Source organism: Peribacillus tepidiphilus, from assembly GCF_009466385.1.
GTDB lineage: Bacteria > Bacillota > Bacilli > Bacillales > DSM-1321 > Bacillus_BN > Bacillus_BN tepidiphilus.
In genome coordinates, this window is sequence record NZ_WIAQ01000006.1 from 68,191 (window position 1) to 92,595 (window position 24,405).

Annotated in this window: 16 protein-coding genes and 2 riboswitches; all 16 genes read left to right on the forward strand. The window is 39.1% G+C overall.

Annotated features, from left to right (window positions below; all coding sequences use genetic code 11):
* Positions 1-258: 258 nt before the first annotated feature.
* The 16 genes from GD441_RS05970 to GD441_RS06045 all read left to right on the forward strand — a co-directional run bounded on the left by GD441_RS05970 (position 259) and on the right by GD441_RS06045 (position 23,938).
* Positions 259-1,215, forward strand: coding sequence for an AAA family ATPase (locus tag GD441_RS05970; protein WP_153124722.1), 957 nt, complete (start codon positions 259-261; stop codon positions 1,213-1,215).
* Position 1,216: 1 nt separating this feature from the next.
* Positions 1,217-2,425, forward strand: a complete 1,209-nt coding sequence (locus GD441_RS05975; protein ID WP_153124724.1) for a DUF58 domain-containing protein — start codon at positions 1,217-1,219, stop codon at positions 2,423-2,425.
* 8 nt (positions 2,426-2,433) lie between these two features.
* Complete coding sequence (locus GD441_RS05980; RefSeq protein WP_191992110.1) at positions 2,434-4,635, forward strand: transglutaminase TgpA family protein; 2,202 nt, start codon at positions 2,434-2,436, stop codon at positions 4,633-4,635.
* Positions 4,636-4,676: 41 nt separating this feature from the next.
* Positions 4,677-4,778: riboswitch (purine riboswitch) on the forward strand.
* A 204-nt stretch (positions 4,779-4,982) separates the two neighbouring features.
* The gene (guaA, locus tag GD441_RS05985; RefSeq protein ID WP_191992112.1) at positions 4,983-6,503 is read left to right on the forward strand and encodes a glutamine-hydrolyzing GMP synthase; all 1,521 of its coding nucleotides are present in this window, start codon (positions 4,983-4,985) and stop codon (positions 6,501-6,503) included.
* Between the two features lie 105 nt (positions 6,504-6,608).
* Positions 6,609-6,710, forward strand: a riboswitch (purine riboswitch).
* Between the two features lie 123 nt (positions 6,711-6,833).
* Complete coding sequence (locus GD441_RS05990; RefSeq protein WP_153124730.1) at positions 6,834-8,168, forward strand: NCS2 family permease; 1,335 nt, start codon at positions 6,834-6,836, stop codon at positions 8,166-8,168.
* Positions 8,169-8,293: 125 nt separating this feature from the next.
* On the forward strand, positions 8,294-8,794 hold the full coding sequence (locus GD441_RS05995; protein WP_153124732.1) for a GNAT family N-acetyltransferase: 501 nt from the start codon (positions 8,294-8,296) through the stop codon (positions 8,792-8,794).
* A 140-nt stretch (positions 8,795-8,934) separates the two neighbouring features.
* Positions 8,935-9,777 carry a glucose PTS transporter transcription antiterminator GlcT gene (gene glcT, locus GD441_RS06000; RefSeq protein WP_153124733.1) on the forward strand — a complete coding sequence of 281 codons (843 nt, stop codon included), beginning with the start codon at positions 8,935-8,937 and terminating at the stop codon, positions 9,775-9,777.
* 186 nt (positions 9,778-9,963) lie between these two features.
* Positions 9,964-12,042, forward strand: coding sequence for a glucose-specific PTS transporter subunit IIBC (gene ptsG, locus GD441_RS06005; RefSeq protein ID WP_153124736.1), 2,079 nt, complete (start codon positions 9,964-9,966; stop codon positions 12,040-12,042).
* Positions 12,043-12,613: 571 nt separating this feature from the next.
* A complete protein-coding gene (locus GD441_RS06010; protein ID WP_153124738.1) occupies positions 12,614-13,381 on the forward strand; it encodes a 3-hydroxyacyl-CoA dehydrogenase in 768 nt (255 codons plus the stop codon).
* A gap of 332 nt (positions 13,382-13,713) precedes the next feature.
* The gene (locus GD441_RS06015; RefSeq protein ID WP_153124740.1) at positions 13,714-15,798 is read left to right on the forward strand and encodes a sigma-54-dependent Fis family transcriptional regulator; all 2,085 of its coding nucleotides are present in this window, start codon (positions 13,714-13,716) and stop codon (positions 15,796-15,798) included.
* 242 nt (positions 15,799-16,040) lie between these two features.
* The gene (locus tag GD441_RS06020) at positions 16,041-17,558 is read left to right on the forward strand and encodes a class I adenylate-forming enzyme family protein (RefSeq protein ID WP_153124741.1); all 1,518 of its coding nucleotides are present in this window, start codon (positions 16,041-16,043) and stop codon (positions 17,556-17,558) included.
* A 26-nt stretch (positions 17,559-17,584) separates the two neighbouring features.
* The gene (locus tag GD441_RS06025) at positions 17,585-18,730 is read left to right on the forward strand and encodes an acyl-CoA dehydrogenase family protein (protein ID WP_153124760.1); all 1,146 of its coding nucleotides are present in this window, start codon (positions 17,585-17,587) and stop codon (positions 18,728-18,730) included.
* Between the two features lie 56 nt (positions 18,731-18,786).
* Positions 18,787-19,938, forward strand: a complete 1,152-nt coding sequence (locus GD441_RS06030; RefSeq protein ID WP_153124743.1) for a thiolase family protein — start codon at positions 18,787-18,789, stop codon at positions 19,936-19,938.
* Between the two features lie 34 nt (positions 19,939-19,972).
* Positions 19,973-21,088 carry a CaiB/BaiF CoA transferase family protein gene (locus tag GD441_RS06035; RefSeq protein WP_153124745.1) on the forward strand — a complete coding sequence of 372 codons (1,116 nt, stop codon included), beginning with the start codon at positions 19,973-19,975 and terminating at the stop codon, positions 21,086-21,088.
* 68 nt (positions 21,089-21,156) lie between these two features.
* The gene (locus GD441_RS06040) at positions 21,157-22,776 is read left to right on the forward strand and encodes a long-chain fatty acid--CoA ligase (RefSeq protein WP_153124747.1); all 1,620 of its coding nucleotides are present in this window, start codon (positions 21,157-21,159) and stop codon (positions 22,774-22,776) included.
* A 73-nt stretch (positions 22,777-22,849) separates the two neighbouring features.
* Positions 22,850-23,938 (forward strand): NAD(P)H-dependent flavin oxidoreductase, encoded by a 1,089-nt coding sequence (locus GD441_RS06045; RefSeq protein ID WP_153124750.1) that lies wholly within the window; start codon positions 22,850-22,852, stop codon positions 23,936-23,938.
* The last annotated feature ends 467 nt before the right edge of the window (positions 23,939-24,405 follow it).

Consider the following 24,405-nt stretch of genomic DNA (forward strand, 5'->3'; position numbering starts at 1 on the left):
TTTTTAAAAGATTGGCATAAATTTCCTGATTTTAGCAAGCTTTCAAAAAACGGAGTGTCGATCAATGCTTTAATTGCGAGTATGGCTGTTGGTTGATTGGGCTAGCCTTTCGGTTCATCCTATATCCTTTTTGTAACTTTTGTTTGGTAAACGCGTTTATACATATATAAGGTATTTTAAAGGGTTTTTTTAAAAAGGGTCGAATAATAAAATGGTATACATATTTTTACAAAATTCTACTTTTTACAGGAGGTCATGATGATTTACGAACAGAAGCATCCGATCATTGAACGGATTTTAAATAACATAGATAAAGTGATAATCGGTAAAAGAGATATAGCTGAATTAAGTCTTGTGGCCTTGCTTGCAGAGGGGCATGTGCTTTTAGAGGATGTTCCGGGTGTTGGGAAAACCATGATGGTTCGCTCGCTGGCAAAATCCATGAATGCAAGCTTTAAGAGAATCCAGTTTACTCCTGATTTGCTTCCATCCGATGTAACAGGAACATCCATTTATAATCCACGTGAGCAGGAATTTATTTTCAGACAGGGTCCTATAATGGGGAATATTATTTTAGCTGATGAAATTAACCGAACTTCACCGAAGACTCAATCCGCTCTGCTTGAAGGGATGGAAGAGGCAAGTGTTACCGTAGACGGAGTTACAAGAAAACTAGAGAAGCCGTTTTTTGTTATGGCTACCCAAAACCCGATTGAATATGAAGGCACCTATCCTCTCCCTGAAGCTCAGCTTGATCGATTTTTATTAAAAATGAAAATGGGTTATCCAGAGGCTGCAGAAGAAATGGAATTACTGAGCCGTGCTCAAACCACTCATCCAATTGAAAATCTAGAACCAGTTGTCAGCTTGGAAGATGTTAGACAGATGCAGCAGGACGTTAGAAAAATTTACGTTGATGATACAATGAAACAATACATTGTTGAGCTTGCCGACCGGACAAGAAAAGACAGCCATGTTTATTTAGGAGCTAGTCCAAGGGGAAGTATTGCTTTAATGAAAGCTGCTCAAGCCTATGCATTCATGAATGGAAGAGAGTATGTATTGCCAGATGATATTCAATATTTGGCCCCTTTCGTGTTTTCCCATCGAATCATTCTTAAATCAGAAGCCAAATATGATGGAATTTCAGCTGAGGATCTTGTCCAAACACTCCTTACTAAAATTCCAGTGCCTGTCCAAAGGCTCGTGAAATAGAATGAAACAAATTTTTGTGAAAATGGCTCCTTACACAAAGCTTCTTGCCCTCATCTTTTTAACGGTGGCAGCATTTGTTTATGCCATGTTTCAGGGAGGGTTTGTAAGTTGGTTTCTGTTCTACAGCTTTCTTCCTTTCAGTGTTTACAGTTTGCTTTTATTTTTCTATCCATTAAGGGATTTTCAGGTTAAGCGTTCGATTCAGTCGTCACAATGCAAAGCTGGAGAGGAGCTAACGATACATCTAACTCTTACGAGGAAATTTTCTTTCCCGTTGTTTTATTTAATCGTAGAGGACGTATTGCCGGAAAAACTATCGGAGCATTCAGGGTCTAACAGTCATGCTGTCCTTTTCCCATGGTTCAGAAAAGAACGATCCTTATCCTACAAAATTACGAATCTCATACGGGGTGAGCATATTTTTCAGGATGTCTCTTTGAAAACAGGAGATTTACTGGGATTGGTTAAAAAAACGCTTACGCTTACTTCTCCGGGTAAAATTCTTGTTCTGCCCCAATATGAGAATGTTTATTTTAAACAAATGGAAGCCTACTATGAACAGGGACAAATGGCATCTGCGATAAAAATGAAAAGAGAAACGATTATGGTGTCAGGTGTTAGGGACTACCAGCCAGGGGATCGGCTTTCTTGGATTAATTGGAAAGCGACGGCAAAAAAGAATGAAATCATGACGAAAGAATTCGAGGAAAGAAAAAGTCAGGATGTTTTAATCATTTTAGACCAAAAAAAATCTCCTGTTTTTGAAGAAATGATTTCAATAGCGGCTTCTTTAGCCCATTCAATGATTAAAAAGGGCATTCAAACGGGCCTAATAGGAACTGTTGAAATGGAAAAAGGGTTTCAGATCAGGGGAGGGGAAACGCAAAAGCAAAAGATCCTCAATTGGCTTGCAAAAATAGAAGACAGATCTGAAGTGGCTTTTAACAAAGCTTTAGAGGGCAGAGGCAAGTATTTTCCTTCTAATTTGTCCTTTATCATCATAACGTCGCAGTTAAATAGAAATTCCTTGAATTGGTTCGCAAGCTTTAAAGCGAATCGACCTGCTACGATTTACTTTGTAACGACTGATTCTTTGCAGTATGAGGAAATGAGGGCGCTTAAAGAAACGGCAGCACTAAGAGGAATACATTTACTGATTATAAGCCCCGGTGAATGGAAACAGGCGTTAGCGGAGGTGAAAAGAGGATGAACCTTCGAATGAATACGGTGGAAAAAGCGGGAGAGCTTGTTTTTTATGGACTTGGCCTTTTATTGCTTTGGGAATGGTTGAGACCGCTCGAGCAATTGACAGGAACAGGCTATCTATCAGTATTTGTCGTATTTATTGCTTTATCGTTTCTATTACAATTTTTACAAACTAGACCTATTTATCGATTGCTACTTTTAGTTTCTTATGTTCTCTGGTCTACGCATTTTCTTTATTACAAGAAAATCTCTCTTTTTGATTGGAATTGGCTACAATTATTGATTGGAAGTTTCACAGAAAGTATTGGTTTCTTAATGAGTAAAAATTGGGTGGAAATTTCGTATGAATTCCGAACCATCCTGTTTTTTATTCTACTTTGGCTTATGACGTATCTTCTGCATTATTGGATTGTAGTCAAAAAAAGTATTTTTCTATTTTTTCTGGTTACTGTTTTGTTTATAACGATTTTAGATACGTTTTCACCTTATGACGGCAATGCAGCTATTGTTCGTCTAGTCATTTTTGGATTCTTCATGCTTGGATGCCTTCATTTTTTTCGACTTCTGCAGAAGGAAAAGATTAAGGTAGACAAAAGATTGTTTAGCAAATGGACCATTCCTCTTTTAGGTTTTATTGTATTTGCTACATTGTTTGGATTTTCGGCTCCGAAGTTTGATCCTCAATGGCCAGACCCAGTTCCTTATATCATCTCGTATTCAGAAAAGTTTACGGAAGAGGAGCCAGCCAAAAGAGCTGGTTTTGGGGAAGATGATTCAAGGCTTGGAGGGGATTTTTTAGAAGATGATACCGTTGTTTTGACAGTCAAAACAAATGCCAAGCATTATTGGAAAATAGAGAGCAAGGATGTTTATACAGGAAAAGGCTGGGAAAGAAATCTTATTGAAGGGAATGTTACTACTTTTGACAGTGGAGCTGATGTTCAATTATTAGGTTATGGAAAAAATATAAAAAGCGTCGAACACGTTGCCTATGTATATGTGAAATTATTTTATAACCATATACCATATCCGGAACCGCTATGGCTTAAAAGAATTATTACAGATACACCTACTATCACGTTCAAGTATGAAGAAAGCAAAGATCGGATTCACTACGAATCCCCTTATCAATCTAGTCCGCCACTTCGTAACTATACGATCCATTATTATCAACCAGTTTTCAACATAGATGAGTTAAAGAAGGTGCAAAGCGCTGATCAATTTGGCTTAACCCCGTTATTTATGGCTAGATACACGCAGCTTCCTGATACTCTTCCAGGTCGGGTACGTATTTTGGCAGCAGAATTGACAGAGGGAAAGACAAATTGGTACGACAAAGCGAAAGCGATAGAAAATCATTTTGACAACATTGATTTTGTTTATCAAAAAGAAAACATCCCCTATCCGGAAGAAAACGAGGATTATGTAGATCAATTTTTGTTTGAGACGCATAGAGGGTATTGTGACAATTTCTCTAGTTCCATGGTGGTCTTGCTACGTGCGGCTGGTATTCCAGCCCGCTGGGTAAAGGGATATTCAAACGGAGAGTTTATTGAAAAAGTAGACGGAATTTCTGTGTATGACATAACGAATAGCAATGCGCATTCATGGGTAGAGGTATTTTTTCCTAACGTAGGCTGGGTACCATTTGAACCTACCAAAGGCTTTACAAACCAAGCAAGATTTGAGACAAACTTGAAGTTAAGTGAAACGTCAGATACATTGACTCCAGAAATTAAACCTAAACAGGAAAAATCACAGCAAGAAGAGAAAAAAAGCTCTACAGCCTCCGATCAAAAAGGAACACTAAAAGAAAGAGTTGAAAAAGGGATTCAATTTATAAAAACCTACTGGTGGGAATTTGTTGGCATTTTAGTGGGGATCTGTTTACTTATTTATGTTTTATACAAAGTAAGGGGCAAGTGGCTTCCTCGCTTCTGGATGATTTACTTTAGAAGAAATAAAAAAGAACATGCCTTTTATCAAGCCTATGGAGTACTGTTGAAAGAACTAAATCGATATGGGCTTAAACGCTATCCAGATCAGACGCTCAGCGATTATGCCAATTATATTGATACGTATTTTATGACGAACGATATGAAAAAACTCACCAAAAAGTATGAAGCTGTTTTGTATGGAGGCAGAGAAGCTGAGAAGGAATGGATGGAAGTCTATGAATTGTGGGAAAATTTAATTAAAAAAACTATCTCTTGACCGAAATTTTGATATATTGTTACAATAATATGAGATTATAATTAAATATTCGACATTTCCTTTGTATATCCTCGACGATATGGGTCGAAAGTTTCTACCGGATCACCGTAAATGATCTGACTATGAAGGACACATAGCAGCTTTTATATGAAAAAAGCTGCTATGTGTCATACGAACGGAGATACAACTAGAATTCTGTTTCTATGCAGATTCTAGTTTTTTCTTTACCTACAGAAATTAATCGTCTATTTTTTTGAGCTTATGAAACACTAAGTGAAAAAAGTAGAAAAGAACAACAATTTGAGGTGACTGTGGTGCCAGGTAAAACAGAATTGCAAAACCAAGAAATGATTGTCGTACTGGATTTCGGAAGTCAATATAATCAACTCATAACCCGCAGAATCCGTGAGTTTGGGGTTTATAGTGAGCTTCATCCACATACCATTTCGGTTGAAGATATTAAAAAAATGAATCCAAAAGGCATTATTTTTTCTGGTGGACCAAACAGCGTGTATGATGAAAATTCTTTCCGCTGTGATGAAAGAATTTTTGACCTTGGGATTCCTGTTATGGGCATTTGCTATGGGATGCAGCTGATGACGATTCATTTCGGGGGAAAAGTTGAAAAAGCGAAGCATCGCGAATATGGAAAAGCAACTCTCTCCGTAAAAAATGATACAAAGCTTTTTGCTCGCTTGCCAAAAGAACAGACTGTATGGATGAGCCACGGAGATCTGGTTGTAGAAGCGCCTGAAGGCTTTACAATCGATGCGACCAATGCCTCTTGCCCAATTGCTGCCATGAGTGATGAATCACGTAAGCTATATGCCGTTCAATTTCATCCGGAAGTCCGTCACTCCGTCTATGGAAATGACATTTTGAAAAACTTTGTCTTCGACGTATGTCAATGCAGCGGAAATTGGACAATGGAAAACTTTATTGAAATGGAAATAGAAAAAATCCGTCAAACAGTTGGAGATAAAAAAGTTTTATGTGCATTAAGCGGTGGCGTGGATTCTTCGGTTGTTGCAGTTTTGATTCATAAAGCAATTGGCGACCAGCTTACATGTATCTTTGTTGATCACGGCTTACTTCGTAAAGGTGAAGCGGAGAGTGTGATGAAAACCTTCAGTGAAGGCTTTAATATGAATGTTATTAAAGTGGATGCACGTGAACGTTTCTTAAATAAATTAAAAGGTGTATCAGATCCAGAACAAAAACGTAAAATTATTGGCAATGAGTTTATTTATGTATTTGATGATGAAGCGGCTAAGCTAGAAGGTATTGAATTCTTGGCACAAGGCACGCTGTATACAGATATCATTGAAAGCGGCACAGCTACAGCGCAAACAATCAAATCACACCATAACGTTGGCGGATTGCCTGAAGATATGCAATTTAAGCTGATTGAACCTTTGAACACCCTTTTCAAAGATGAGGTTCGTGCGCTTGGAACGGAGCTTGGAATTCCTGATGAAATTGTGTGGCGTCAGCCGTTCCCAGGACCAGGACTAGGTATTCGTGTGCTTGGAGAAATTACAGAAGAAAAGCTTGAAATTGTTCGTGAATCTGATTTTATTCTCCGTGAAGAAATTAAAAAAGCAGGTCTTGATCGTGATATTTGGCAATACTTCACAGTACTTCCTAACATCCGAAGCGTGGGGGTAATGGGAGATGCCCGTACGTACGATTATACAATCGGGATTCGTGCAGTTACTTCGATCGATGGGATGACTTCAGATTGGGCGAGAATTCCTTGGGATGTACTAGAAGTGATTTCTACAAGAATCGTAAATGAGGTCCCTCATGTAAATAGGGTCGTTTATGATATAACAAGTAAGCCACCTGCAACAATTGAATGGGAATAAAAAAGTATAAAGTGAAAATACGAACAAAATCTGACGAACATTTGAAAATGTTCGTCTTTTTTATTGACTTTCACCTTTTTACCTGTTAGTATGAGAGTGAATTTATTAAAATAATAAATCATGCGTCGTATAATCTTGGGAATATGGCCCAAAAGTTTCTACCAAGCTGCCGTGAACAGCTTGACTACGACGTGAGAGAAAACAAGTTTTAGGATTAGATATGGAATCCTTTTTTCTTTCGCGTATGAGAGTCAAGCTTCGTTCTGTGCAGGAACGGAGCTTTTCTTTTTCTCATATTACGGCGTGAAATTTTCGGAGGGGAATTTAAGCATGAAGAAGTATTTCCAATTTGAAGAGCTCGGTACAAATTATCGCCGAGAGCTGATCGGAGGTTTAACGACGTTTCTGGCTATGGCCTACATTTTGGTAGTTAATCCTCTTACACTTTCGCTTCAAAGTGTACCTGACTTACCTGAAGCTATGAGAATGGATAACGGTGCTGTTTTCGTTGCAACTGCACTAGCAGCAGCTGCTGGTTCCATTCTGATGGGGATTATAGCGAAATATCCAATTGCGCTAGCTCCAGGTATGGGATTAAATGCATTTTTTGCTTACACAGTCGTACTAACATATGGTATTCCTTGGCAAACAGCTTTAACCGGGGTTTTAATTTCTGGTGTGATTTTCGTAGGTCTATCATTATCCGGAATTCGTGAAAAAATTATTAATGCTATCCCTGTTGAACTTAAATATGCAGTGGGAGCAGGGATTGGTCTTTTCATTACATTTATTGGTTTTCAAAATGCGGGCATTATTGTAAATAACGATGCAGTACTAGTAGGCCTTGGTGACTTAACGAATGGAAATACTTTATTAGCAATTTTCGGTTTAATCATATCCGTTATTATGATAACCAGAGGGTGGAATGGTGGAATTTTTATCGGAATGGTCATCACATCCATCATTGGAATGATTTTCAATCTTATTGAAGTTCCACATCAAATCATTGGATCGGTTCCAAGTCTTTCTCCGACATTTGGGGCTGCTTTCGAGGCATTTGCAAACCCAGGTGATAAATTATTCACTATTCAAATTCTTGTAGTTATTTTAACATTCCTTTTTGTTGCATTTTTTGATACGGCTGGAACATTAGTTGCTGTGGCAAACCAAGCTGGCTTAATGAGAGGGAACGTTCTTCCTAGAGCAGGAAAAGGTTTATTTGCGGACTCTCTATCCATCGTCATTGGAGCTATTCTTGGTACTTCAACGACAACATCTTATATCGAGTCTTCAGCAGGTGTAGCTGCCGGAGCGAGATCTGGTTTTGCAGCCATTGTAACAGGAATATTATTCATTTTATCCATTTTCTTCTTCCCATTACTTTCAGTTATTACTCCACCTGTAACTGCACCGGCCCTAATCATTGTAGGGGTGCTTATGGTTTCAGCTGTTAAAAATATCGAATGGGATCAATTTGAGATCGCAGTTCCTGCCTTTTTAACGATTATTGCGATGCCGTTGACATACAGTATTGCTACAGGGATTGCGATTGGATTTGTGTTCTATCCAATTACAATGCTTGTAAAAGGTAGAATAAAAGAGGTACACCCAATTATGTATGGACTATTTGTTATTTTCTTGAGTTATTTCATTTTCTTAGTTTAAAATTTTTAGTAAGCGGGCCTTTTTAGTGGCTCGCTTTTTTAATCGTTAATGAAAAAGCTACATTCCAAGAGAATCCTGTACCATGTAAAATAAGGAATGATAGACATGAAAAAGGAGCGTTTTCTATGATTCGTATAAGAACAGCTGTCTTAAGTGATTTACCGGCTATGTTAGAAATTTACAACAGCGCCATCCGAAATCTGACAGCTACCTTTGATTTAACAGAACAGACGTTAGATGAACGTAAAATTTGGTTTGAAAAGTACGGCGGGAAGTATCCTCTTATTGTCGCCGAACTAGATGGTGAGGTTATAGGATACAGTTGCTTGAATCCGTTCAGAGACAAACCTGCCTATTCTCATTCAACAGAGTTATCTGTGTACATCTCATCCAATCATCGTGGCAAGGGTGTTGGAACGGCCTTGATGCAAGAAATTCTTCATCGAGCAACCGAGCTAGGCTATCATACTGTCATTGCAGGTATTACAGGTGGAAATGAAGTGAGTGTAAAACTTCATAAAAAGTTTGGATTTGAATATGTTGGATGTTTTAAAGAAGTTGGCTTTAAGTTTGGAGAGTGGCAAGATGTCCACTTTTATCAACTTATGATTACGAATAAAGCGTAAGAATGCAGATGAAACGTTTGAAAGTAAGAAAATTAACAATACCCACTTTTCTCTAACAAATATGGATATAATTATAATTTGAAATCCTTCAGCTAATTTTATATGATAAAATGTACCCAAACATTTTAAGAGGTTAAGTTATGGAGCAAATCTTGGTATCTAGAGTTTTAAATAACAATGTCATCATTGCCCAGCACCCTTCCTATAATGAAGTGGTCTTAATTGGAAAGGGCATCGGCTTTAATCGGAAGAAAGGGGATGAAATTTCTGCCCAATCTTTCGAGAAAATGTTTGTATTGAAAAATGAAGTTGAACAAGAAAGCTACAAGAAACTTATTCCTCAACTTAATGAAGAGATTCAAACCGTTATTATTGAAGCAATATCTTATATTCAACAGCAGGTAAAAGAAGAATTAACCGAGCATTTTCACGTCGCGCTTACAGATCACTTGATGGTAGCGATTCACAGACAAATGCAGGGGATGGAAATTAGAAATCCTTTTTTGGTTGAAACAAGTACCTTGTATCCTTTTGAATATAAAATTGCACATGAAGTACTAGAAATCATAGGGGAAAAGTTGGGTATATCCTTACCTAAAGGAGAAGCAGGTTTTATTGCTCTGCATATCCATAGTGGCATTTCAAACAGGGAATTGCTTGAAATTAATAAACATTCGATGCTTGTTTCACAACTCATTCAAATTATTGAAGAGGAATTAGAAATAAAAATAGATAAAGAAAGTCTAGATTGTATGAGGCTTATTCGCCATCTGCATTTTACTATCCATCGTGTATTAGCTGGAGAATATTTATCAGAACCAGAAGGGCTTTCTTTCTTATTGAAAAATGAATATCCAGTATGCTATAATCTTGCGTGGAAGCTCATTAAGATTATGCAGCAAAGCTTAAACAAACCTATTTATGACGCTGAAGCAGTTTATTTAACAATGCACCTTCAGCGTATACGAAAAAAATATTTGTAATCGCTTTACGTGTTACTGATTCGATCAGGCATGAGTAAAGAAGATAATTGAAATGTAGTATGTTGGGTATAGTATACCCATATACAATATTTCAGTTGTTTTCTATTCTCATGCCTTTTTGTTTTTGCTTTAAGGCATATATTGAGACTTCAATTTCATTATTACACTTTAAGGAGGATTTGCAGGATGTTTAAAAAACTATTTGGCGTTCTACAAAAAGTCGGTAAAGCACTTATGCTTCCTGTTGCGATTTTACCGGCTGCAGGGTTGCTGTTAGCATTTGGTACAGCATTCCAAAATCCTGAATTAATTAAATATATTCCTGCTCTGGAAGCAGATTGGTTCCAGCTTGTAGCACAAGTAATGGCAAAATCAGGGGATATCGTATTTGCCAATCTACCGATTCTATTTGCCGTCGGGGTTGCTGTAGGGTTGGCAAACGGTGACGGTGTTGCAGGTATTGCTGCGATCATTGGTTACTTAATTATGAATGTAACGATGAGTACGGTATTAATTGGGACTGGCTCATTGGACCCTGCAATGGTAGGAAAAGACCCTTCTTTTGCAAACGTTTTAGGTATTCCGACGTTGCAAACGGGAGTATTCGGCGGTATTATCGTCGGAATTTTGGCAGCTTATATGTACAACAAATTCTTCAACATTGAGCTTCCACAATATTTAGGGTTCTTTGCAGGTAAACGTTTCGTTCCGATTATTACAGCTGTATCTGCATTAGCTCTAGGTTTAGTTATGATCTTTGTTTGGCCTCCGGTTCAACACGGATTGAATGCATTCTCTGAAAACATGATTCATGCAAACCTAACTTTATCTGCATTTATTTTTGGTGTTGTTGAAAGATCTTTGATTCCATTTGGTTTGCACCATATTTTCTATTCACCGTTCTGGTTTGAATTTGGTGAATATATCAGTCAAGCAACTGGTGAAATAGCTCGCGGAGACCAGCGTATTTTCTTCGCACAATTAAATGATCCTGGTGTTCCTATTACAGCAGGTACCTTTATGACAGGTAAATTCCCATTCATGATGTTCGGTTTACCGGCTGCTGCTCTAGCGATTTATCATACAGCTCGTCCTGAAAACAAAAAATATGTAGCTGGTATCATGGGTTCAGCTGCATTAACTTCTTTCTTAACTGGTATCACGGAGCCAATGGAATTCTCTTTCCTATTCGTTGCACCAGTACTTTTTGGAATTCACACTATTTTTGCAGGTCTGTCATTCATGATCATGCACATCTTGAATGTAAAAATCGGTATGACCTTCTCAGGTGGTGTCATTGACTACCTATTATTCGGGGTTTTACCTAACAGAACAGACTGGTGGCTTGTTATCCCGGTTGGTTTAGCGTTTTCTGTTATTTACTATTTCGGCTTCCGTTTTGCTATTACAAAGTTCAACTTAAAAACACCTGGTCGTGAAGACGTCACGGAAGATGACGAGGAAAAAGGTCCAGCTCAAACAGGTGATCTTCCTTATGAAATTCTTGAAGCAATGGGTGGAAAAGATAATATCTCCCACTTAGATGCTTGTATTACAAGACTTCGTGTTTCTGTTCACGACATTAAGCAAGTAGATAAAGCAAGACTCAAAAAGCTTGGCGCTTCTGGAGTATTAGAGGTTGGTAACAACATTCAAGCTATTTTTGGTCCAAAATCCGATCAGTTAAAGCATCAAATGAAAGACATTATGGAAGGAAGAGCCCCTCGTAAAGAGTCTGTGAATACAGGAGAAGAAGTTCAGCAGCAAATCGAGGAAATCAATCCGGATGCTCTTCAAACTGAATTCTCAGAAACAGATTTTGTAGCACCATTAGCTGGTGAGCTTAAGCCGATTACTGAAGTACCTGACCAAGTATTTGCAGGGAAAATGATGGGAGACGGTTTTGCGATCAATCCGACAGAAGGTGTAGTGGTTTCTCCTGTAGATGGTAAAATCATCAACCTTTTCCCGACAAAGCACGCGATTGGAATTATGTCTGAAAGCGGTCATGAGATTTTAATCCACGTGGGTATTGATACAGTAAAACTGCAAGGAAAAGGATTTGAAGCTCTCGTATCTGAAGGTGACAAAGTTACTAAAGGTCAGGAGCTATTAAAGGTTGATCTTGATTATATCCGTGAAAATGCAACTTCGACTATAACACCAATCGTCTTCACCAACTTGAAAGACGGAGAAACAATCAAGATCGAAAAAAGCGGCAAAGTTACGCTTAAGGAACCAGGTATTATTAGTATTACGAAATAAGGTAGTTAAAACGGGGCTGTCCGAAAAGGGCAAACTTCATTAAAAATTGAAAATCAAGAATGGTGATATCCATATTCTTGAACATAAAAAGGGGCATCCAAAAGTCGAAAATTTCGACTTCTTTGGACAGCCCCTTTCTTACTTACAGTCAAGTGTTTTAGTGGAAGGGGCAGCCCTCCCACTAAAAAATAAATAGTTCCCGCTTCTTAAAAAAAGTGTAGAAAGTAACGTTTGGCGGGATTAATCCCTAAAGTGGCGGGATTATTGTCAAAAATAGCGAGATAATTGTGAAACTCACGGGATTATTGTGAAGGACTCATCTCATTCAGGGATGGGTTTTTTTTTATGAAAGTGTCAGTTAAGCACTGTTCATATATCGATCATTTGATTATAGAAGATGTACAAAAGGTAGACACTTTATGATGACTGAGGATTTTTATATAGAACGAAAAGAGTAAAGAAACGGTTAGTAGATTCAAGCCATTCTTTATTCAGACCAAATGAAATCTTGTACTTGGCACAACTCTTGCAAAAATAATAAGAATCAATACATTTGCAGGAGGTTTTTGAAATGAAAATCGCACAAAGTGTAGCTCTTGTAACGGGAGGAGCTTCAGGACTTGGTGAAGCTACAGTACGACATATCGTTAAAAATGGAGGTAAGGCGATAATCGTTGATTTATCTGATGAACGTGCAGAGGCATTAATTCGTGAATTAGGAGAATCGGTGATTTATACAAGAGCTGATGTAACTCAGGAAAATGATGTGAAAAAAGCATTAGAAGCGGGATTAGAAAGATGGGGAGCTATTCATACCGCTATTAATTGTGCGGGGATTGGCGTTGCCAAAAAGGTACTGAGCCAAAAAGGGGTACATGATTTGAACACATTTTCAAAGGTCATTTCCGTTAATCTGATTGGAACCTTTAATGTCATTCGATTGGCAGCTGAGGTAATGAGTCAAAACAAAAGCAATGAGCAGGGTGAAAAGGGAGTCATTATTAACACAGCCTCCGTTGCGGCATACGAGGGACAAATCGGTCAAGCTGCCTACAGTGCTTCAAAAGGCGGTGTAGTCGCCATGACCTTACCGATCGCTCGAGAATTAGCTCAGCATGGAATTCGCGTTATAACGATTGCACCGGGACTTTTTCATACTCCTATGTTCGATTCCCTTCCTGAAGAAGCACGGAAGTCTTTGGGGGCAATGGTTCCATTTCCTTCTCGACTAGGTTTCCCAGAGGAATACGCTCTTTTAGTAGGAGCTATATTGGAAAATACCATGTTAAACGGTGAAACGATTCGATTAGATGGAGCCATTAGAATGCAGCCTGAATAATTGTAGATATAGTTTCAACAGGCTGTTCAGGCTGTTGACAAACGCTCGCATTCTTCGTCACAAACCCTACTCCGGTGCTCATTACCATTTAGGGTAACTCCGCTCCTCGCACGGGTTCGTTCCTTGACTGACAAGCGTTTTCAATCAGCCTGAATGTGCGTAAAAAATACTTTATCAATAATCAAAACAGCCTATTGAAATATTAGTTTCAACAGGCTGTGTTTATTTTTCAATTAACGAAAATTTGTAAGAATGATTCTTTTCCTATACTATTAAATTTATAATATTCGGAAAAATATTGATTGATTTTTTAGTAAAGGGAGAGAATTTTCTTGATACAGTTTAAAGATTTAATTTCCCGCTTTGACTATAAAATCTCGAGAGATACAACGCTAAGACAAGCCATTCAGCTTATGTTAAATGAAAAATGGGAGCTCTTACCTGTCACAGATGATGAAGGGTGTTTGTTAGGTGTTTTCACTCGAAGCGAAATGCATCGAATGATTTTAGATGAGAAATCATTGGATACTTCGATCTGTCCTTATATGAAAAAAGATGCATTAACCCTACAAATTGATACCCCATATGAAGAAATAGAACAAAGAGTTTTGAATAGCAGAGTGGGTACTGGGGTAGTTGTCGATAAAGAAAACAAATTTTTAGGTTTATTTACAAAGCCGGATATGGTTCTGGCCTTATTGCGATCAACACATGTTTTAAAAGAGCAGCTTGAAACCATTTTGGACTATTCTCATATCGGAGTACTGATGACAGATGATAGCAGAAACATTATCTATTTGAATGACCGCTTAATCACCATGAGTGAAAAAAGTGCAGGAGAAATGATGGGGAGAAAGATAGAGGAGGTTTTTTCGGGTTTTTCAAAAATCTTATCTGGCAAGCCGAGTGAATTTAGAGAAAATTATGTATCGATTTCATTTAATCGCTATAAAACAATAGCTTTTGTAACGAAATATCAAACGGGAATTGAGCAAAATGGATACATTGCTCTTTTTCAGGATATTTCAGAGATTGAGAGAATGGCAGAGGAGCTTCAAACTGTGAAGAAGTTAAAGACCGTCCTCCAAACCGCCTTAGAGTATGCGTATGACGGACTTGTGATGATTAATAAAAATCAAACGATTGAGATGGTAAGTCCGCCATTATTAGATTTTTTTGACTTAAGCTTAGAACATGTAATTGGACAATCGGCTGAAAAGGTATTTCCAGAATTGCAGCTTTCTCATGTGTTCCAATCAGAAAATGCGGAGCTAAGTGATTTTAAAGAAAGACATGGAATTAAATATATTGTTCATCGCATTCCGATTATTCAGGATGGTCAGGTGATTGGCGCTATTGGCAAGGTTATGTACCGTCAATTGAATCAAGTGAATGAGCTTTTTAAAAAGCTTCAAAAAGCAGAAAGTAAAGCGAATTTTTATCAAAAACAATATAAGCAAGCAGAATCTGCAAAGTTTAACTGGGATCACATTATCACGCTTGATAGCAGCATGGAGCGTTTAAAGAAAAGCGGTGCTAAAGCAGCGAAAGGCCGATCCACTGTTCTTATACGAGGAGAGAGCGGTACGGGCAAAGAGCTATTTGCCCATGCCATACATAACAGCAGTGCCAGAAGTGAGGAGAAATTTGTCATTGTGAATTGTGCTGCGATTCCAGAGGACTTGCTTGAATCTGAATTTTTTGGGTATGAAGAAGGAGCATTTACTGGTGCGAAACAAAGAGGAAAACTTGGGAAATTTGATTTAGCCAATGGAGGAACTCTCTTTCTCGATGAGATTGGGGATATGTCTCTTTCTCTTCAAGCAAAGCTGCTGCGCGTTCTGCAGGAAAGAGAATTCTATCGTGTTGGCGGTACAACAAAGATTAAGGTAGATGTACGAATTATAGCAGCGACGAACCGGAATCTTGAGGAAATGGTTCAAAAAGGACAGTTCAGAGAAGATCTTTATTTTCGATTAAATGTTATTTCCTTGCATATTCCTCCCCTCAGAGAAAGAAAAGGAGATCTTGACTATCTACTCACTCGAGTCATGAGTGAATTAAATACAATACTCGGAACAAGTATTACCGGAATAGAGCCAAAAGCAAAGGAGGTTCTTTATCGGTATGACTGGCCTGGGAATGTAAGAGAATTGAAAAATGTGCTGGAAAGAGCGATGACCTTCGCTGAATATGGAAAAATCCAGCTCGAAGACCTTCCAGACTATTTGCTTAGCCGGATCGAGGATGTGGAGGATCCGCAACCCGTTGGAGGGCTCTATGAAGATGCAGAAAGAAGCGCAATAAAAAAAGCACTCCAGCAATCAGGTGGCAATAAAGCAGAAGCAGCAAGGATCTTGGGAATTAGCCGCTCTGGTTTATATGAAAAACTAAAGAAATATGGGGTTCTTCAGTAGGTATTGGCAGCCTTGCATAATCTTAATCTTTTGGACGAAAAGCTTGGTCATTAAATTGTGGAATCAATCAATTCGTTTTCAAGCATGGTGTCCGAATTATGGACAGCGATTTTTCTTGTATGTGTATAGATTGAACAGCTTCAAAAAGAAATGAAGAGTAAAATAAAGTATATAAATATTTCTGATAATTGGCACAATAATTGCATCTCTCCCTTTCATAACAATGAAAAGAGGGATGCAATATGGATATTGGATCTTATTTATCTCAAAACGCCAGAAAGTTTCCAGAGAAGCTGGCCATTCATTGCGAAGACAGAAGGTATACGTATCGTCAATTTAATGATGAAGTGAATAGACTTGCTCATGGACTCATTTTAAAAGGTGTGGAAAAGGGACAAAAGATTGCCATTATGATGAAGAACTCTGATTATTTTGTGTTTTCTTTCTTTGCTGCAGCAAAACTGGGTGCAGTAGTGGTGCCGGTTAATACACGACTGACTGCCTCGGAAGTTCATTACATTTTAGAGCAGTCTGAAAGTGCAGTTGTCATTTGTGATTCTATTTTTGAAGAAATCATTGCAGAGGCTAGAGTCCATACAAATGTACAGCATGTCATAGTTTCTGGTGGTGCCACAAGAGCAGAAAATGATTCGTACCATAAGGTAAGAACAAATCATACAGAAGATCCTCAAGTAAAGGTTTCTGAGCAGGATGATTTAGAAATTCTTTATACTTCAGGGACAACAGGACGTCCGAAAGGGGCATTGTTTGATCATAACCGCATTTTTAAAGTTGGATTAACCATGATTATTGGTCTTGGAATTAATGGTCAGGACCGTTTGCTTCATTTAGCTCCTCTATTTCATTCAGCTCAATTAAACTTGTTCCTCCTTTCTGGTGTTGTATTAGGAGCAAGTCATTATATCCATAGTGATTTTCATCCAGTAACTACCCTGCAAGCCATCCAAGAACATAAAATCACTTTCTTTTTTGGTGTTCCCGCTATGTATAACTTTTTACTTCAGGTTCCAAATTACAAAAGCTACGATGTAAGCTCGGTTAAACGGTGTGCTTACGGGGCTGCACCGATGGCACCTGAACTCGTAAAAAAAAGTATGGATTTATTCGGCACAGATCAATTCTATAATCTTTGTGGGTTAACAGAGGCTGGACCAGGCGGTATTATTCTGGATCCCGAAGGACACAAGAAGCATCTAGGAAAAGGGGGAAAAGCATTCGTATTTACAGAAGCGAGAGTTGTAACCGAGGAAGGAGAAGATGTACAGCCAGGTGCAGTAGGAGAATTTGTACTTTGTGGCGATACCATTATGAAGGAATATTATAAAAAACCAGAGGAAACGGCTGCAACCATTAAAAAGGGCTGGTTGTATACAGGGGATTTAGCGACGATCGACGAAGAAGGGTACATTACCTTGGTCGACCGGAAAAAAGACATGATTATTTCTGGTGGAGAAAACGTATATTCCATTGAGGTGGAAGAAGTTTTATATGAGCACCCTCAAATACTTGAAGCGGCCATTATCGGACTGCCGGATGAGGTTTGGGGTGAAGCGGTTTGTGCAGTCATCGTTCCGAAAGAAGGGCAAATCATTGATGAGCAGGAAATTCGTAGCTTCTGCCGCAAAAAACTGGCTGGATATAAAGTGCCTCGCACAATTTTTATAGAAAAGCAGTTGCCTAGAAACGCATCCGGAAAAATCTTAAAATATCAGCTTCGAAAAAATTTAGTAAAGGCATAAATTTGCAGGAGAACGGAGTGAAGAAGTTGAAGCATTCTTATTTAAAGGAAGAGCATGAGATTTTTCGAAAATCCATTCGAAAGTTTTTGGAAAAAGAAGCATATCCTTACTACGAACAATGGGAAGAAGACCGGATCATTCCAAGAAGCTTTTGGAGAAAGATGGGGGAACAGGGCTATTTATGCCCTGATCTTCCTGAAGAATATGGTGGAAGCGGTGTAGATTGGGGTTTTTCGGTCATTATTAATGAAGAATTAGAAAGGGTCGGATCGGGGTTAGTTGGAATTGGTCTTCATAACGATATAGTCGTTCCTTATATCACGGCTTATGGATCAGAGGAGCAAAAACAGCGCTGGCTACCTAAATGTGTGACAGGGGAAGTTATTACGGCCATTGCCATGACAGAACCGGGAGCAGGCTCTGATTTAGCCAATATTAAAACAACTGCGATTTTACAGGGAGATCACTATGTCGTAAATGGTCAAAAGACTTTTATCACAAACGGAATCCATTCTGATTTAGTCGTAGTTGCTTGTGTAACGGATCCGAAGGCCGTTCCGAAGCATAAGGGAATCAGCTTGCTGGTGATCGAACGAGATACTCCTGGTTTTTCCCGGGGCAGAAAGCTAAATAAGGTAGGATTGCATTGTCAGGATACAGCGGAGTTGATTTTTGAAGATTGCAAGGTTCCGAAAGAAAACCTGCTTGGTGATGAAGGCAAGGGCTTTCTCTATATGATGGAGAAGCTTCAGCAGGAGCGGCTTGTTGTGGCGATAGCTGCACAAACTGCTGCCGAGGACATGCTAAATCTAACGATTGATTATGTGAAAACGAGGGAAGCGTTTGGAAAGCCGATCAGCCAATTTCAAAACACACAGTTTAAGATTGTTGAAATGGCCACAGAAATTCAAATGGGAAGGGTATTTCTTGACTCTTTGATTGCAGAGCACATGGCGGGAGAAAATGTCGTGACAAAGGTGTCGATGGCTAAATGGAAGCTCACAGACTTGGCTAAAAGAGTAGCGAGCGAATGCATGCAGCTGCATGGAGGATACGGCTATATGGAAGAGTACAAGATTGCTAGAAGATACCGAGATATTCCTGTGGCGAGCATCTATGCAGGAACAAACGAAATTATGAAAACGATCATTGCGAAAAATCTAGGATTATAAAAAAGTGGATAAGATCACTTGTTGACGGTCTTATCGTGCTATAGGAGGATATTTTTATGAGGCAGGCAGTTATTGTAGAAGGAATTCGAACACCAGTTGGAAAACGAAATGGGCATTTGAAAAATATTAGACCGGATGACCTCGCTGCACTTGTAATAAAAGAATTAGTGAAGCGCTCTGGGATCGATGCACGGTTGATCGATGACGTAATCTTAGGTTGTGTATCGCAAAGCGGTGAACAGGCTGGAGATATTGCGAGAGTAGCGTCGCTTATTGCGGGTCTACCGATTGAAGTTCCGGGAACGACTGTTGACAGACAATGTGGTTCCAGTCAGCAGGCTGTCCATTTTGCAGCTCAAGCGATACTAGCGGGAGATATGGACATCGTCATTGCGGGAGGAGTGGAAAGCATGTCCAGGGTTCCAATTGGATCCAATTACCAAGGGGCTCCTCTAAGCAATAAGCTTAAAGAGATGTATGAGATGATCCACCAAGGCTTGTCCGCCGAAAGAATTGCAGAGCAATACGGTTTTACAAGAGAAGAACTGGATGAATATTCTCTTCAAAGTCATGAGAAAGCAATAAAAGCTCAAGAAGCAGGCTTTTTTGACAAAGAAATCATGCCGCTTGAGGTGCAGCTTGATGATGGAGAAACGGTTCTTTTCAGCCAGGATGCTGGTCCAAGAAGAGAAACAACGCTTGAAGCTCTGAGTCAGTTAAAGCCTGCCTTCAAAGAAAATGGGAGGATTCATGCCGGAAATGCAAGTCAAATTAGTGATGGAGCAGCTGCTTTGCTTATTATGAGCAGAGAAAAGGCGGAAGAGCTCGGCTTAAAACCAAGATTTCTCATACACACAAGAGTAGTCGTAGGCTCTGATCCTACTTTAATGCTTACAGGTCCAATTCCTGCAACTCAAAAAGCATTAGAGAAATCAGGTTTATCTATTGATGATATTGATGTTTTTGAAGTGAATGAAGCTTTTGCATCTGTGCCGCTAGCTTGGCTTAAGGATACGGGAGCCGATCCTAAAAAGTTAAATCCAAACGGAGGGGCCATCGCTTTAGGACATCCTCTTGGAGCAAGTGGAGCAAGGCTAATGCTGACAATGATACATGAGCTTGAAAGAACAGGCGGGCGTTTTGGCTTACAAACCATGTGTGAAGGACACGGTATGGCAAACGCTACGATTATTGAACGATTAGATTAAATAAGAGGGAGTGATGACAGAAAGGAGAAATTACATGCTGCAAGGGATAAAGGTTTTAGATTTTACTCAATATATACCCGGGCCGTTCGCAACGCTGCGGTTAGCTGAATTGGGAGCAGAAGTTGTAAAAATTGAAGCTCCAGAGGGCGAGCTTGCAAGAAATACGGATACTCAACAAGGGAGAGATGGGCTTGTTTTTTTAGTTCATAATCGTCTGAAAAAAAGTGTCGTACTTGATTTAAAGAAACAGGAAGATGTTGAACGAGCCAAGCAAATAATTAAAGAAGCGGATGTTTTAATTGAAAGCTTTCGTCCAGGTGTTATGAACCGGCTCGGTTTAGGATATGAACAAGTTAAAAAGCTAAATCCGAAGCTGGTATATTGCTCAATAACGGGCTACGGAAACAATGGACCACTAAGTCATTTGGGGAGTCATGATCTTAACTATTTATCGCTAAGCGGGGTTCTTTCACAATGGAAAAGTGAAAACGGAAAACCGGTCCATCCGACTCATACCATTGCAGATTATATTGGTGGTCTAACTGCAAGTGAAAGAATCCTTGCTGCCTTACTTTACAGAACGAACTCAGCCGAGGGAAGCTATCATTGTATTTCGATTACGGATGCGATGACTTCTTTAATGGGAACGCATCTTTTATATGAACAAATGACAGGTCAAAGAAATGGGATTCCAGTATTGGACGGCTCAACGGTTTCGTACTCTCTCTATGAAACAAAAGATCACCGATATATCAGCCTTGGTTGTTTAGAGGAAAAGTTCTGGAAGAATTTTTGTTTTGCAGTAGAAAGAGAAGACTGGCTAGAAGGGCATTATTCAAAAAAAGATGAACAAAATCCAATATATCAAGAGATGAAAGCTCTTTTTAAAAGTAAAACCTTAAAGGAATGGTCCGATTTTGGACAACAAGTGGATTGTTGTCTAGCGCCTGTTCTTGAGGTGAATGAAATCATTCACCATCCGTATTTCAAGCACAATCAACAAATATTTGATGCAGAATGGGGAGACATACAAGTCAGAATGCATGGAGATTTACACGGTCCAACGGATACTCCGCCTCCTAAAAAAGGGGAACATACTGAAATGGAGCTTAAATCACTTGGGATGGTAGATAAACTAGATGGTAGATAAAAAATAGGGGTTTTCATGTAAATCTATATAGCAGAAAGCTAATAAAAAAGTGAGAGGGGTTATGTCATATGATGAATGTTCCATTAACCGTAGGATCACTTCTAGAGAGAGCAGAAAAATTTTTTGCGAAAAAAGAGGTAGTGTCTCGGACACTATCCGGGATCCACAGATTTACGTATCGTGAAATTGGTCAACGTACAAGAAGACTTGCTCACGCTTTAGAAAAGCTTGGAGTTCAAAAAGGGGATCGAGTGGGGACGCTAGCATGGAATCATCATCGCCACTTGGAAACCTATTTTGCTGCCCCGGGAATTGGAGCTGTTCTACATACGATTAATATTCGGCTTTCACCGGAGCACATTTCCTATATTGTGAACCATGCTGAAGATACAGTATTGCTTGTTGATGAAGACATTCTGCCGTTGGTTGAAAAAATTCATGAGACATTTAAAACAGTAAAAGCATACATCATTATGACAGACAAACCTGAGCTTCCTGCTACAAATCTCACCCCTGTTTATTCATACGAGAAATTATTGGAGGAAAGCGATCCAAACTACTCATTTGTTTCAGACCTTGATGAAAATGACCCAGCAGGTATGTGCTACACTTCGGCAACTACCGGAAATCCAAAAGGAGTTGTGTATTCTCACCGTGGGATCGTTCTTCATACTTTTGCTTTAGGTCTTGTGGACACAGCTGCCATTTCTGAAAGAGATGTGACGTTACCTGTAGTTCCAATGTTTCATGCTAATGCGTGGGGAATGCCGTTCGCCGCAACTTGGTTTGGCAGTGCACAGGTCCTTCCTGGGCCACTGTTTACACCGAAGCTACTGGCTGAATTAATTGAACAAGAAAGAGTAACGTTAACAGCCGGTGTACCAACAATCTGGCTAGGTTTGTTGAATGAGTTGGAAAAAGGCGAGTATGATACGTCATCGCTTCGTGCTATTCTTTGTGGAGGGTCTGCTGCTCCAAAAGGAATGATTAAAGCATTTGAAACAAAATATAAAATCCCATTCCTACACGCATATGGTATGACAGAGACAACACCGCTTGCTACATTATCAAGATTAAAAAGCTATCAAACCGAGCTTCCTCAGGATGAAATACTTGAAATTCGAGCTAAGCAAGGATTGCTGGTGCCTGGCCTAGAAATGAAGGTAGTTGGAGCAAACGGAGAAGTAAAATGGGATGGAAATGATATGGGCGAACTCCTGCTCCGCGGACCGTGGATTGCAGATGAGTATTATAAAGACGAAAGAACTAAGGAAGCCTTTAAAGATGGCTGGCTCTATACAGGAGACGTAGCAACTGTTGATGAAGAAGGAGTCATCAAACTGGTTGACAGAACGAAAGACTTAATTAAAAGTGGCGGTGAATGGATCTCTTCCGTTGATTTAGAAAACGCTATCATGGCTCATGAGGCTGTATTTGAAGCAAGTGTTGTTGCTGTACCAGATCCTAAATGGCAGGAGCGTCCTGTTGCTTGTGTTGTATTAAAGGATTCATATAAAGGAAAAGTTGGTAAAGAAGAGCTTATGGATTTTCTTACCCCGCAATTTGCAAAATGGTGGCTCCCGGATGACATTGTTTTCATTGAAGAAATACCAAAAACATCTGTTGGGAAATTTTTGAAAGCAGCCCTGCGTGAGCAATTGAAAGAGCATCTGACGAAAAACGTATAAGACGTCTTTTGATTAAAATAAGCGGGCTATTTTTTTAAGTCCGCTTATTATTCTATGTTTGGAGGCGAAAAAGATGAATTTTCATTCAAATAATCTATGTCGATTATTACATATAGAATATCCAATGATCCAAGCAGGAATGGCGGGAGGACCAACTACACCTGAATTAGTATCTGCCGTATCTAATGCTGGAGGTTTAGGAACATTGGCAGCGGCTTATTTGACACCTTCCGAGATTAGAAGTGCTGTACGAGCTATTAAAGCTTCTACCAACAAACCCTTTGCAGTTAATATTTTTTGTGCCGAAATGTCTGATGAAACGAACGGTTGGCAAGAAGTACATGTGATTCTAAATAGAATGAGAAAAAAATTGGGCTTACCTGAAAAGTGGAAAGTAGAAGAAACGATAAATCATGTTTCTGAACAATTTCAAGTCATCATTGAAGAAGGTGTCCCTATAATAAGCACTGCATTCGGAACGCTGCCAGAGAAACAAATGATAATGGCAAAAGAAAATGGAGTGAAAATCATCTCGATGGTTACAACTGTAAGAGAAGCGATAAAAGCTGAACAAGGAGGCGCAGATATTATTGTGGCTCAAGGAAGCGATGCAGGCGGACATCGGGGAACTTTTGATTTGCGGGATCATCCTAACGGAGCGAATATCGGAACATTCTCCCTTTTGCCTCAAGTGGTTGATGCGGTACATGTCCCTGTCGTTGCAGCAGGTGGAATCATGGATGGGAGAGGTGTTATTGCAGCATTGGCTCTTGGTGCTGCTGGAGTTCAACTAGGGACTGCATTCTTAACTGTAAAGGAATCAGGAGCTCATCCTGTTTATAAGAAAGAACTTCTAGCAAGCACAGAAGAGAGCACTGTTATAACAAAGGTATTCTCGGGGCGACCAGCAAGGGGGATTAAGAATACTTTTATTGAAGAATTTGAGAAAAACAAAATCAATCCAATGTCTTTTCCTGCCCAAAACACTGCAACAGGAGATATTAGGAAAGAAGCTGCAAAGCAAAACAACCCAGAATATATGTCTCTTTGGGCTGGCCAAGGTACAAGATTATTAACAGATCAACTGTCAGCATCAGACCTGATCAAGAAAATCATAAAGGAAGCTGAAGGTACTATAAAAAATATTACTAGTTCTTATTGAAAGATTAATAGATAATAATCAAATATACTGTTCCCTCAAATAAAAAATTATTTTAGGAAAATATATTGACTTATAGTATAAACGCTGATAGTATGAAACATACACGTTAACGAAGTGTTAAAAAAACTAAAAAAACTTTTCAAAAAAAAGTTATTGACTACACAAAATAAAACGTGATATATTAAAAAAGTCGCTTCCGGGCGACAGAAACTTGAAATTGCACTTTGAAAACTAAACAAAACAATACGTCAACGTTAATTCTAGTTGCTTTTAAGCAACACAAATTTATGAGCAAGTCAAGCTCAAAAAGGATGAAGTTGAGAATCTGATTTTCTCTCTTTTAAAACGAAAAAAGTTTTAGAAGCGAGAAGGTCGAGGAAGCAAAGCAAGCGAACGCCGGAGTTTATTATTCATAAATGAGGACGTGAGCGAGCGAAGCTGACGAAGAGATTCGATGCTTATAAAAC